The following is a 13,287-nucleotide window of genomic DNA, read 5'->3' on the forward strand; positions in this document are numbered from 1 at the left end:
GGGGACATAGTGAGCAATCATCAAGTTATAGAAAAAAATTATTATCGATGGATTATATTGCTTGTTGCCACTATCGCTCAAGCATCAGCCTGCTTCTTTGTTCAAGGGATTGGTCCTTTAGCTGAATTTTTTAAGAAGGATTTCTCGCTGAGTGACTCTCAGATAGGTTTGCTGTCTTCAGCAGCACAGTTCCTACCTATTATTGGATTACTTATAGCTGGTGAATTACTAGACAAGTTTAATGAGCGCTATATTGTTGGCTTTGGCGCACTCGGCATTTCCGTCGCTCTTTTGTTGGGAACAATCGCAGATAACTATATTTCCCTTTTGGTTTGTTTGCTCATTGTCGGAGGATTTTATAGTTCTGCTCAACCCGGCGGCGCTAAGTCTGTTTCTTCATGGTTTCCACAATCACAGCGTGGATTTGCAATGGGAATAAGGCAGGCGGGACTACCATTAGGTGGGGCATTAGCTGGAATAGTTCTTCCTGCTAGTGCACTTGTCTATGGCATACAAGGTGCGTTTTTGGTTGGTGCCATCGTTGCTTTTTTAGGTGGATGTATCTTTATTATTTTTTATCACTCACCAGCAAAAGTTGTCGCTATCGTTCCAAAAAGCAAGGCAAGAGTTTCGTTCTATGAAAATGTAAGGTCTCGTCTTGCGATGTTGGCTGCACCGCATATGAAGAATATTATTTTTTCAGGCGTTTCACTTGTGATCGTCCAATATGTTTTAACCATTTTTATAACGATTTATTTTTACAGAACCTATCACCTATCTCTAGATAAAAGTGCTTATTTGTTTTTTATTTCACAGACTTCTGGTGCCTTAGGAAGAATTATTTTAGCAGCGTGGAGTGATCATTGTAAAAAAGGACGATTTTTTCCTGTCTTATTTTGCATGATTGCAGTCGTTTTTGGATTTTTAATATTAATTTTGGGCATAAGTAGGTCCATAATTTATTTAACTCTTTTATCTGCTTGGTTAGGTTTTTTTGGATTAGGATGGTATGGCCCTTGGATTGCTTATATTGTAGACTCTTCGCCGAAAGAAAGCGTTGGCTTTTCTCTGGGTTTAGCAATGTCTGTCAATCAAATCGCCATTATGACCGCTCCACCATTATTTGGATTAATCCAAGATTTTACAGACACTTATTTACTAACATGGTTGATTTTAATTTTAATGATTGTTTTTTCACTTTTCTTAATAAAAAAGTAGGGGAATATAATTGGGGAGGAAACTATAATGATAAATGAAAATACTTTTGAGTTGAGCAATGTCGAAAGAGACAATCTTTGGGAGGCTTTAGACCATATTATTTATGTCCATACGGTGGTATTGAATATTCGATTGAGCTAAAAAAATAGTGTTTTCACTTCTATCCCATAGAATATGGACAATTCTTATGGATCAAAAGATGTTTAATACCCCTAGACCATATTTAGTCTTTGAAAACCTTCCTATTGATAGAAAAATTAATACTTTTCTTTATTAATCGGAGAGCCTTATTCAATTAAGTTTGAAGGCGAACATATAGTAAATAACCTAGTTCCTTTAGAGGATAATAAAAAAGATCGTACAAGATTAGGATCTGAAGTTGAGTTAGATTTTCATAGAGACGAGGATTTGAATAGCTTAGAGGATAATTTATATTATGTTCCCTATAGATGAGAAAAAATGGAGCCCCCCTAAAAGTAAGTGCCCCTCGTTCAAGGGGATGGTGAATTCCCAGATATCAACGCTATTTTTGATCCGGGCATGTGAGAGCCATAGTCAAAAAAAGCCAAGAAGCTTTAAATCATTTTATGAATCTCTTAAGGCTGTATCTTTTGGAATTAATGTACAACCAAGAAGATTATTATACATTGATAACAGAATGGCTCTACACTCTAGAGATCAATTTTGGGGATCATTTGATCGTTATAAAAATCTAATATGGTTGATTCAAAGAGTGTTTGTGTCTGCAGATTTATGGAATCGTCAATATGTAGAACAAATAAAAGAAAGAGTCTTTGATTTTCAATATTAATGTCCTGATAATGCTATGATGTTGAGTATTATTCTGGTTTATATAGATTGACGACACATCTCATATGTATAGTTTTCTCTCGCTTAAATCAGATGAGATTACTCCCTGATTATAAGCTATGATGGCCAATTGATTTTCTATAACTGCATTTGATCTTTGTTATTTTTGCCCTTCCTTCCAAGCCGCTAGGGAGGGTTCCTATCAAACCCTTGAAAGAACGATTTGGAGTAATTTCATCATGCGAAACCAAAACAGAGTGACAAACTTTTCTATTGTTTTCACAAGTATGACGGTTTGCATGGTTGCACCCTTCAAGCGCGGTGGTTTTTTCTTGCAAAATGAAATCTTTCATAGATGAGATACAGAGCTTATAATATTTTTGAGATAAACAAATAATTATACACTCCATGTCTTTAAATAAAGTCCTATATCTTCAAATAAAGAATAAAAATTATAAAATGAACTCTAAGGATCATAGGAACGCTCCACAAAGAAGAGACAGAGATGAAGACTCCAAAGAGTTCATCATCTCCATCCTTCATATGTTACTAACATATTCATTTTATACAAGAATTTTTCCCGCAGAAGAAACAGCATTTGCAACCGTTTCCTCGCTTGCTTCATCGGGTAATAACATCTCATTATGGGCACATCCCGATGGGATCATAGGAAAACAATTTTCTAAATGATAAACACGACAATCAAAAAGAACAGGCTTATCACAGTCAATCATCTGCTGAATTTTATCATCAAGTTCATCGGGTTTTGAACAATAAATTCCCACCGCTCCATAAGCTTGTGCCAATTTTACAAAATCAGGCATCGATTCCGTATAAGAATGAGAAAGACGATTACCATGCAACAATTGCTGCCACTGGCGAACCATTCCCATATACTGATTATTTAAAATAAAAATTTTCACAGGTGTGTCATGTTGAATGGCTGTTGCAAGTTCTTGAATATTCATCTGAATGGAAGCATCACCAGAAATACAAACAACAAGTGCATCAGGATAGGCTATTTGAACACCAATAGCAGCTGGGAGACCATACCCCATAGTTCCAAGACCACCAGAAGTCATCCAATGTTTTGGTTCATCAAAATGATAATACTGTGCTGCCCACATCTGATGCTGTCCGACATCCGTTGTAATATAAGCACGAACATCTTTGGTCAGTGCATAAAGCCGTTCAAGAGCATATTGGGGCATGATAACATCTTTTTTTTTCATATATATCAATGAATTACGATCTCTCCAGCGATTAATTTGCATCCACCATATTTTTCGACTTTCTTGATCAAACTTTGATTGATCTCTATGCAAATGTTGCATTATATCTTCCAAAATATGCCCCACATCACCAATAAGTGGAACTTCTGCTTTGACGATTTTATTGATTGAAGAAGGATCAATATCAATATGAATAATACGTGCATGAGGTGCAAATGCATCCAATCGCCCTGTGATACGATCATCAAACCGCGCACCAATAGCCAACATGACATCACAATCATGCATAGCCATATTTGCTTCATAAGTTCCATGCATTCCCAGCATTCCCAGCCAGTTTTTTCCAGAAGCAGGATAAGCACCAAGGCCCATTAATGTTGAAGTAATCGGAAAGTCTCCCAGTTGAACCAAATTACGTAAAAGCTGTACAGCTTGAGGGCCCGATGAAATAACACCACCACCAGAATAAATAACAGGGCGTTTTGCCTCAACTAAAAGAGAAACAGCTGATTTGATGGCCTCACGATTATTCCCTTTCAACGGTAGAGAAGAATGCAAAGATTCTTGGACTTTAGGCGCCCTATAAAATCCTGAAGCAAATTGAACATCCTTTGGAATATCAATCAAAACCGGTCCTGGGCGTCCCGAACGTGCAAAAGAAAAAGCTTCATGAATAATATTCGCAAGATCATTGACATTTTTAACCAACCAATTACGCTTCGTACAAGGCTTTGTAATTCCAACCGTATCAGCCTCTTGAAAAGCATTTGTTCCAATCAGCGTTGTCGCTACCTGACCAGAAAAACAAACAAGAGGGATAGAATCCATGAGTGCATCTTGCAAAGGTGTCACAGCATTCGTTGCCCCTGGACCAGAAGTCACAAGCATAACACCGACCTTTCCAGTACTGCGTGCATAGCCTTCAGCGGCATGCCCCGCGGCTTGTTCATGACGTACCAAAATATGCTGGAGTGTATCTTGGTGATAAAGAACGTCCAAAATAGGAAGAACAGCCCCACCAGGATAACCAAAAATATGTGTAACCCCTTGATCTATAAGAGCCTGAATCACTATTTCAGCCCCCGACATTACTTTTCCATCTGCACTCTCTTGCTGTCTTGGATCATTTCTCATTTTTCCCACTCACCTACTTAATAGGACAATAAAAAAGCCCCTAACGGAGCCCATAAAAAAAGACTCTCAAGGAGTCCTCTACACAACACATATTGTATAATCCCCCCCATTATTCTAACGCATAAAATATATAAAAAAATCCTTTACAGAAGAATCTCTAATTCCATTGAATCCATTCGTCAATAAAAAATTAATATTTTCTCAAAAGTTTCTTCTTAAAGCTCCAGCTTTTTCATCAAGAACTAAGCCTCCATTCTTCATCAAATTGATGACGAAACCATGTCATTTGTCTTTTTGCATATCTTCTCGTTTGTGTTTTTACCGCTTCCAGAGCATTTTCAAAACTTCTATATCCATCCAAATAAGCCGTAAATTCAGGTATACCAATCGCTTTCATCGCTGGTAGCGAAGAGGAAAGCATAAGTTTCTTTATGGCTAATACCTCTTCTAAAGCCCCTCTTTCAATCATAGTATCTAACCGCTGATGAATGCGTTCATAAAGCAAAGAACGTGGTAGCATGAGAAGAATTTTTTCAGCACAATGGGACGCAATGAGAGGCGTTGTTTTTTGCTTCTGCCACCAACTTAATTTCTGACCTGTTGCATCATAAACTTCCAAAGCACGAACAATACGCTGCCCATCTTGAGAAGAAATCTTTTCAGCAACAACAGCATCAATTTGTAACAACTGACGATAAAGACTTTCAGGTCCCTCTTTATCAAGCTGAAGTCGCCATTTTTGTCGCACAACATCTGGAACATGAGGTATTTGCGAAATCCCCTCCAAAAGAGCACGAAAATAAAGTCCTGTTCCACCAACAAAAATAATGGATCTCGATGTAAAAGTAACCAACAGCTTCTCAACATCACATAACCATTGTCCTACTGAATAATTCACTGCAGGATCCACATGACCATACAAATAATGTGGGACAATCAAGGTATCAGCCGCCCTCGGCCGTGCTGTTAAAATATTTAAAACGTCATAAACCTGCATGGAATCCGTATTAATAATGAGAGCATTTCTTTCTTGAGCCATTTGCAAAGCAAGTTCTGATTTTCCACTTGCCGTAGGCCCTGCTATCAATGTAATTGTTCTCTGCGCCATGAAGAGCAATTCCTACCAATCAGAAACTTATTGCAACATGCATAACTACCTGCAAAGCCCCTGTATTTTTTCCCATTATCATAAAGAAAGATGTCAATATATCAACAACTTGATTGAGTCTAATACGATTTTTCTACGGAATAACCTTTTCAAACTGAAGAGAAAAAACGTTCTCTACAGTACAAAAAATATAATTACAAAGGCTGAAAATCTCCCTCGGTAAACATTATTTACAATAATAATTAAACGTTTTGCAATTTGCCTGCAAGCTCCCAATACCATAAGATTTACTTATTTTGTCCACTCTCTCATAAGGCATGAGATCAATACCACTCACCTACGCGATCCAAAGATATAAAATCACTTTAAGAAAGACGGTAAATACAATTGCTAACTTGTACTTTTATTTAGCGCAAAATAGAGTCATCCAATGGACTTTATGTCATACAATCCATACGCTCCATCATGAAATGAGCTTAAAGATACTAGATAGATGTTACGCTAAGCTATCTAAATACTATATATTAAGACGAATAAAAACAAAAAACAAATCCTTCAAATATCAATCCATTAGGCATCAATCTATTGGGATCGTTACGAACCGTAACTCTCCATCTGGACGCGCTACAATGAGTAGAACATTTTTGCGTCCAGCTTCACGTAATTTATAAAAACGTTTTTTAGCATCATCAATTGTTGTAATAGCACTCTGATTGATATCAACAATCACTTCACCAACGCGAATACGTTTTTTATCCGCAGCACTATTTTGTGCAACAGATGTCACCACGAGTCCTCGAAGTTTATCTGAAATTGAATAACGATGACGCAAATCCTCTGTTAATTCAGATAATGTCATGCCCATCAATTGCATTGTCACACTTTTCGGCAGATCATTATTTTCTTTATCATCGACTTCTTCTTCTATATCTTCATTGTCATCGGTCTCAATCAAACGTCCAAGCCTAACTTTTACAACTTTTTCTTGCCCATTCCGTAAAATAGTAACATCCACAACTCTTCCTTCTGAACTCTCCGCGACTAAACGGGGTAAATCACGTGCATGCTTAATTTTGGCATTCCCAAAAGACAGAATAACATCTCCTGTTTGCAACTGGCTATTATCGACATTATTTTTTTCCGTCTGTTCTATTTTACCAGCTACCAACGCTCCTACAGCATTTTCTAGTTTTAAACTTTTTGCAATATCTTCTGTCACCGGCTGAATACGAATAGCCAGCCAACCACGTCTTATTTCTCCAAAATCACGCAATTGATTAATAATAGAAAGAGCCATATCTGATGGAATAGCGAACCCAATACCGATCGATCCTCCAGAAGGAGAAACAATGGCTGTATTAATGCCAATGACTTCACCATTTCTATCAAATAACGGACCACCAGAATTCCCTCGATTAATCGCTGCATCTGTTTGAATAAAATTATCATAAGGACCAGCATTAAGATCACGGTTACGTGCAGAAATAATACCAACCGTTACACTCCCACCAAAGCCATAAGGGTTACCAATCGCCATAACCCAATCACCAATACGTGCTTTTTCTGAATCACCAAAACGCACAGCTTTTAATTTTTTACTTCCCGCATCCACTTGAAGCAACGCCAAATCCGTTTTGCTATCCTTGCCAAGAAGCTTCGCCTTAAGTTTTGTACCATCCGTAAAATTCACTTCAATATCATCAGCATCAACAATAACATGATAATTTGTAACAATAAGCCCTTTTTGCGCATCAATTACAAAACCAGATCCCAAAGAACGCACCTTTTGGAATTGACTATTTTTTTCCCCCTCTTTAGGTGTAAAAAAATCATTAAAATATTCTTCCAGCAATGAATCTTTTGGAATAACAGGTATCGAAGTATTTTCATCCTGTTCTGTTCCTTCAACAGTCTGTGCCGTAGAAATATTCACAACCGTCTCCAAAAGCTCAGAAGCTAAGTCCGGAACAGAAGGCAATGTCTTATTTATCTCTGCGCTCCAAGACAAACGCATGGATCCTGATAAAAATAAAATCACACAAAAAACAACTCTTGTGATAAAAGACTTCAAAAATATATTTCTACTAACGATACTTCTATCCATGACATGCCTTTAAACCAAAGCTGTAAAGAGCCTTACTTAATACTTATTATGCAAAATCGGTATGACTTAACATTCTTTTACATTCATCATAAAAACAAGCAGCGATAGAGCATACTTCCCACACGAGTACCCTCCATACACTGGTTTCATCTATTCCCCGCTAGACTTTGAATCAGTTTTACTCAAACTAGGACTCATTGCTGATGAAGTTTTTTTCTTTACTTGGGGAGAGTTTCGAAAATAAAAAAAGAAATCCTCATTTGGCGAAATCACCATTGGTATTTTCTCTAAATTCTTATACTGTTCCATCGCTAACCAAAAATCATAAAAAGATGGATTTGCTTCTCGCGCATTGAGTAAAATGCGAATACTTTCAGCCTGTCCTTCACCGCGGGTAATTTCAGCATCACGCTTTGCTGCCGCCACGATTTCTTCATATTCACGATTTGCCTCTGCGACAATACGATCTCGTTCTTGTTGACCACGAGCGCGGATATTTTCCGCAACTGCTTCCCGCTCCGCAGCCATTTGCCGATAAACATCTTCTGAAACAGCATCAGTTAAATCGGTTTTTCGAATACGCACATCAACAATCCTAATACCCAGCGAACCTGCATCTATAGAAAATTGCCTTTGAACCTCAGCCATCATCGCGCCTCGCTCATCCGATAAGGCTGCTTTAAATTCCCGCTTACCATAAACAGCTCGCAAAGCATCAATAAAGCGTGGTGAGAGATTTTCACGCGCTGCAATTTGCGGGCGTCCTGAAGCAATACGCTGTAAAAACAATTTAGGATCTGTAATACGATAAATAAAGAACGCATCCACTTCATAATAAGCCCCCCCACGAACTTGCACAGATTGTGTAGGAACATCGTAACGCAACAACCGATTATCCACCACAATCATCTTATCCACAAAAGGTATTTTCACATAAATTCCAGGATTAGATTCTACCTTAACGATCTGTCCAAAACGCTTAATAGCGACTTGTTGACGAGGATAGACAACAAAAAATGACATCCACAACATAATCAAAAAAATTATTATAGTACTAAAAACAAACAAAAAACGAGACTGCTGCATTATTAACGTCCTCCAGAAATCTGAGTATCCAAGAGCGATGTAGAACGTGCTGACTTTATTTTTGCTTTTTCTGATAAATTATGACGCAGCAATTCATTCAAAGGAAGATAAGGCACCGCAGGAGAATTAATTTGATCGAGAACCAATTTATTGGGTGAAGAAAAAATACGCCCCATCGTCTCCATATAAAGACGATACCGTGCAGCCTCTGGTGAAACTGCAGCTTCACGGGCTATAGCCTGAAAACGTTCAGCACGCCCTGTAGCCTCTTCAATCATTTGTGCTTTTTCACCTTTTGCGATTTCCCGTGTACGTGAAGCTTCACCATTTGCCAAACCAATCTTCGTAAAACGCACACGATTTCCTTCTTCAATCATTCGTCCACGTTCCTGCTCAGCCTGCTGAACAGAATTAAACGCCGCAGCAACTTTGGTAGGAGGAGCAGCTTCACTGATCGATACACGACTTATTTCAACCCCGAGCTGATACTTATCGACAGTCAACTGGGTAATCTTTCTCACATCGTTAGCAACTTCTTCTTTTTTATCGCGCAAAACATCATCAACAGGTCTTGAACCAATGACTTCCCGCATTGCACTTTCAGCGACCTGACGAACCGTTCCCTCTTGATCATTCACATTGAATAAAAATTGTCCTGGATGTGAAATGCGATAGTAAACAGAAAAATTGACATTCACAATATTTTGATCACTCGACAGCATTAAACCTTCACTTTGTTGTCTCTGTCCAGGCTGTCCACCAATTGCAATTGTTTTTTCCGTTAAAGGTACTTTCATATAAGTTTCAATTGGCCAAAAATGAAAATGTAAACCATCACCGATAATTTCTTCTTTAGGCACACCAAAACGCAATTCTACTGCTTGCTCATTTTGTTGAACAATATAAAGTGACTGATAGAGAAAAAAGCACACAGCAAGCAGAAGAAACAAAACAAAAACGCCCCCCCGACTAAATTGTTTAAAATGATCCTGTCCTTTACGCAAAATATCATCGAGATTGGGGCCATTTCCGCCACCATTATTGCCACCAGAACCAAAAAGATTCTTAGCCGATGTCTTTTTATCACCATTGTTCTTATTTTTATCGCCACTCCATGGGCCACCACCATTTTGATTTGTCCAGGGCATTATCACCTCTTTAACTGACTACCATTCATTCAAATATCAATCCTTCACTTAAAGCCTATAGGGTTCTCTTATCTCAATTACACAACGGATAAACCCTTTCCACTTCATATCACAAAAAATCATTTCCGCTCATAAACAACAAAACGTGTCGGATGACTATCTTTATCCCCTTTGGGAATATCTTGTGTTTGCACGATAGTCCACTTTTCTTTATCAAAAATAGGAAAAAAACTATCACCTTCTATAGAATCTAAAACTTCTGTAAGGAATATTTTATCAGCAAGATCAAACGCTTGTTTAAAAATTTCACCCCCACCAATAATAAAAATTTCCTCTATATCATTTTGAGAAGCAGCATTTGTTGCAAGAGAACAAGCCTGTGATAAAGAATGTGCAACAACTGCCCCTTCGGCGCTGAAAGTACAATCGCGCGTGATGACGATATTTGTGCGCCTTGGTAACGGTCTCCCGATAGAATCCCAAGTTTTTCGCCCCATTATAATAGGTTTACCCAACGTCAATGCCTTAAAGCGTTGCAAATCCGTTGATAAATGCCAAGGCATTGCACCTTTACAACCAATAACACCATTTTCTGCAACAGCGGCAATTAAACAAATGGAAATCTTCATATTGCTACCGGAGCTTTAATATGGGGGTGTGTTTCATAATTAAGCAATTCAAAATCCTCGAATTTAAAAGAAAAAAGATCTGTTACCGCTGGATTTATACGCATACATGGCAAAGCATTTGGTATACGAGACAATTGATATTTTGCCTGTTCAAAATGATTAGAATAAAGATGAGCGTCCCCCAACGTATGAATAAAATCACCCACTTTAAGGCCACTGACTTGCGCAATCATCATCGTTAACAATGCATAGGACGCAATATTAAATGGAACTCCTAAGAAAATATCCGCAGAACGCTGGTAAAGCTGACAGGATAATTTACCCTCAGCAATGTAAAATTGAAAAAAACAATGACAAGGTGGAAGAGCCATTTCTTCTATCAATGCGGGGTTCCATGCTGATACAATGAGACGACGAGAATGAGGCGTCTCCTTAATCATAGTCAACAGATTACTGATTTGATCAATATGACGCCCATCAGGAGCTGGCCAAGAACGCCACTGGTACCCATAAACAGGACCAAGATTTCCTTGTTTATCAGCCCATTCGTCCCAAATAGATACACCATGCTCTTTCAACCATGCGATATTTGTATCGCCTTTAAGAAACCATAAAAGCTCATAAATAATTGAACGCAAGTGTAATTTCTTTGTCGTCAACAATGGAAATCCCGCTTGTAAATCAAAGCGCATCTGATACCCAAAAATAGATCGCGTTCCAACACCCGTTCGATCTGTACGATCAATGCCCTGATTTAAGACGTGAGATAAAAGAGTAAGATATGACTTCATGGAGCTATTATGTCCGATTCTTTTCATTATAGAAAATAAAAACTATAAAATCTGTACAAACATAATTCAAATCTTTTTCCAAAAACATCTTACACAAGAAATTATCATGATCTGACTAAAATTTTGATGCAAAAGATAAAATACTATAGACAGCTTCTAAGAAAATAACATAGAGGGATAATGAACAAAGATGGATGAACATAAAATGAAGGGATTGACTATGGAAAAACGAGAATCTTTAGCACCACATGATACAAGGAAACGTGTTCTTTCGATCATATCGAGTGCATCAGGGAATCTGGTGGAATGGTATGATTTTTATGTTTATTCTTTTACATCTATTTATTTTGCCTCACAGTTTTTTCCCTCCAATGGAGATGTTGTTACCGAACTTTTGAAATCTTCCTTCGTCTTTTTTATAGGTTTCCTCATGCGTCCAATTGGCGGTTGGCTCTTTGGATTCATTGCGGATCGTTATGGACGTAAACGCTCTTTGCTGATTTCCGTTTTTATGATGTGTGGTGGTTCGTTTCTCATCGCTCTTCTTCCTACATATGAAACGATTGGAGCAGTAGCACCAATTCTTCTCATTTTACTACGCATGCTTCAAGGGCTCTCCGTCGGCGGTGAGTACGGAACAACAGCAACTTATATGAGTGAAGTTGCTCTTAAAAAACGTCGTGGTTTCTTTAGCTCGTTTCAATATGCCACGCTCATTGGAGGTCAACTCCTTGCAAGTTTAGTTATGTTTATTCTCGCTCTCTATCTTTCTGAAGATCAATTAAAAGCATGGGGTTGGCGTATTCCTTTTGCAATTGGTGGATGTGGCGCAATTGTTGCGATTTATCTACGTCGTTCACTTCACGAAACAACCACTAAAGAAAGCCGTTCTAAAAAACAAGCTGGTAGTCTTAAAGAACTTTTACGCAATCACACAAAAGCGTTCCTTTTAGTTATCGGTTTTACAGCGGGAGGATCGCTGACATTTTATACCTGTACGACTTATATGCAAAAATATCTGATAACAACAACCGGATTTGATAAACATACTGCGACAACAATAATGACTGCCGCACTATTTGTTTTTATGCTACTCCAACCCCTTTTTGGTTCTCTCGCAGATAAAATTGGTACAAAAGCTTCACTGCTTATTTGGAGTTTCTTATCTATCATCTTTACAATTCCTGCACTTAGAATTATTGGAAATACTAATGATATGTGGGTTGCTCTCTCCATTATTATTGGCATGCTTTGTATTATGAGCTTTTATACATCCGTCTCTGGTATCGTAAAAGCAGAAATGTTTCCTGCTTCAATCCGAGCAATGGGAGTTGGTCTCTCTTATGCTATTGCTAACGCGCTATTTGGTGGTTCTGCTGAAGCTGTCGCACTTGAATTTAAAAAAATCGGCTATGAATCTATATTTCATTTTTACATAGCAGGTATGATGATCATTGCCTTCATTGCAATTCTCTTAATGCCAGATGCTCGCAAAAAAGGATATTTACAAGGAGATGATATTGATTAACTTTTTATTCTAATAAAAAAGCCCAGAATTCTGGGCTTTTTTTGTATCTATTCTACGAGAAATTAAAGCCCAAAAATTATCTTATAGGAAGTTTTATCAATAATAAATGACACATTGTCTCATACTTTTGTTTAATACGTTCTTTTATGGGCCCCTATATGCAAAATAAAACCTCCATGAAAAATAGAAAATACCCACTATGTTATGAACTTCCGCACTTTTTTAAGATACATTTCTCAAATAGACGCAAATCCATTTCATGATGGCGCCCATAAAGAGCATAACAGTAAAGCCCTCTAAAAAGATAAAATTGCACAACACATTGATTTATAATGATATATCTAGCATCTTCAACTTGAATTAAAACCCAATATCACGTAAAATTTTCTCATTTGATATTTGTTTTTATGTTGAATCAACTTAAAACACCTCTCGCTTGCACATTACAAGTAGAGGAAAAGTCATAGCGGATAAAATTGTATAAGAAAGGGCTAAAAAT

9 protein-coding genes are annotated in these 13,287 nt (G+C 37.7%); 2 read left to right on the plus strand and 7 right to left on the minus strand.

What is annotated here, in order from left to right; translation table 11 throughout:
* Positions 1 to 9 precede the first annotated feature (9 nt).
* Positions 10 to 1,218, plus strand: coding sequence for an MFS transporter (locus D1092_RS05465; protein ID WP_120122506.1), 1,209 nt, complete (start codon positions 10 to 12; stop codon positions 1,216 to 1,218).
* A 1,373-nt stretch (positions 1,219 to 2,591) separates the two neighbouring features.
* On the opposite strand, the gene D1092_RS05475 is transcribed toward D1092_RS05465, so the two are convergent.
* From D1092_RS05475 to D1092_RS05505, 7 genes are all read right to left on the minus strand, one after another.
* Positions 2,592 to 4,394, minus strand: coding sequence for an acetolactate synthase 3 large subunit (locus D1092_RS05475; RefSeq protein WP_120122798.1), 1,803 nt, complete (start codon positions 4,392 to 4,394; stop codon positions 2,592 to 2,594).
* A 235-nt stretch (positions 4,395 to 4,629) separates the two neighbouring features.
* Entirely contained in the window at positions 4,630 to 5,502 is an 873-nt protein-coding gene (miaA, locus tag D1092_RS05480; protein ID WP_120122508.1) for a tRNA (adenosine(37)-N6)-dimethylallyltransferase MiaA, read from the minus strand.
* A gap of 577 nt (positions 5,503 to 6,079) precedes the next feature.
* The gene (locus tag D1092_RS05485; RefSeq protein WP_120122509.1) at positions 6,080 to 7,606 is read right to left on the minus strand and encodes a Do family serine endopeptidase; all 1,527 of its coding nucleotides are present in this window, start codon (positions 7,604 to 7,606) and stop codon (positions 6,080 to 6,082) included.
* A 150-nt stretch (positions 7,607 to 7,756) separates the two neighbouring features.
* Positions 7,757 to 8,692: a protease modulator HflC gene (gene hflC / locus D1092_RS05490; RefSeq protein ID WP_120122510.1), complete on the minus strand. Its 936-nt coding sequence runs from the start codon at positions 8,690 to 8,692 to the stop codon at positions 7,757 to 7,759.
* Positions 8,693 to 8,694: 2 nt separating this feature from the next.
* A complete protein-coding gene (gene hflK, locus D1092_RS05495) occupies positions 8,695 to 9,840 on the minus strand; it encodes an FtsH protease activity modulator HflK (RefSeq protein ID WP_120122511.1) in 1,146 nt (381 codons plus the stop codon).
* Positions 9,841 to 9,959: 119 nt separating this feature from the next.
* On the minus strand, positions 9,960 to 10,469 hold the full coding sequence (locus tag D1092_RS05500; protein WP_120122512.1) for a dihydrofolate reductase: 510 nt from the start codon (positions 10,467 to 10,469) through the stop codon (positions 9,960 to 9,962).
* Positions 10,466 to 11,260 (minus strand): thymidylate synthase, encoded by a 795-nt coding sequence (locus D1092_RS05505; RefSeq protein WP_120122513.1) that lies wholly within the window; start codon positions 11,258 to 11,260, stop codon positions 10,466 to 10,468. Before D1092_RS05505 ends, D1092_RS05500 begins: the two co-directional genes overlap by 4 nt.
* A 220-nt stretch (positions 11,261 to 11,480) precedes the next feature.
* Between D1092_RS05505 and D1092_RS05510 the strand changes: the two genes are divergently transcribed.
* A complete protein-coding gene (locus D1092_RS05510; protein ID WP_120122514.1) occupies positions 11,481 to 12,788 on the plus strand; it encodes an MFS family transporter in 1,308 nt (435 codons plus the stop codon).
* Positions 12,789 to 13,287 lie beyond the last annotated feature (499 nt).

Origin of the sequence: Bartonella krasnovii (genome assembly GCF_003606345.3) — a bacterium.
GTDB classification, from domain to species: domain Bacteria; phylum Pseudomonadota; class Alphaproteobacteria; order Rhizobiales; family Rhizobiaceae; genus Bartonella; species Bartonella krasnovii.

What these genes read in the sequence shown, in the direction of transcription:
- hflC (WP_120122510.1), bottom strand. Translation starts at nt 8,692, where the DNA reads ATGCAGCAGTCTCGTTTTTTGTTTGTTTTTAGTACTATAATAATTTTT.
- D1092_RS05510 (WP_120122514.1), top strand. Translation starts at nt 11,481, where the DNA reads ATGGAAAAACGAGAATCTTTAGCACCACATGATACAAGGAAACGTGTT.
- D1092_RS05485 (WP_120122509.1), bottom strand. Translation starts at nt 7,606, where the DNA reads ATGGATAGAAGTATCGTTAGTAGAAATATATTTTTGAAGTCTTTTATC.
- miaA (WP_120122508.1), bottom strand. Translation starts at nt 5,502, where the DNA reads ATGGCGCAGAGAACAATTACATTGATAGCAGGGCCTACGGCAAGTGGA.
- D1092_RS05500 (WP_120122512.1), bottom strand. Translation starts at nt 10,469, where the DNA reads ATGAAGATTTCCATTTGTTTAATTGCCGCTGTTGCAGAAAATGGTGTT.
- hflK (WP_120122511.1), bottom strand. Translation starts at nt 9,840, where the DNA reads ATGCCCTGGACAAATCAAAATGGTGGTGGCCCATGGAGTGGCGATAAA.
- D1092_RS05505 (WP_120122513.1), bottom strand. Translation starts at nt 11,260, where the DNA reads ATGAAGTCATATCTTACTCTTTTATCTCACGTCTTAAATCAGGGCATT.
- D1092_RS05475 (WP_120122798.1), bottom strand. Translation starts at nt 4,394, where the DNA reads ATGAGAAATGATCCAAGACAGCAAGAGAGTGCAGATGGAAAAGTAATG.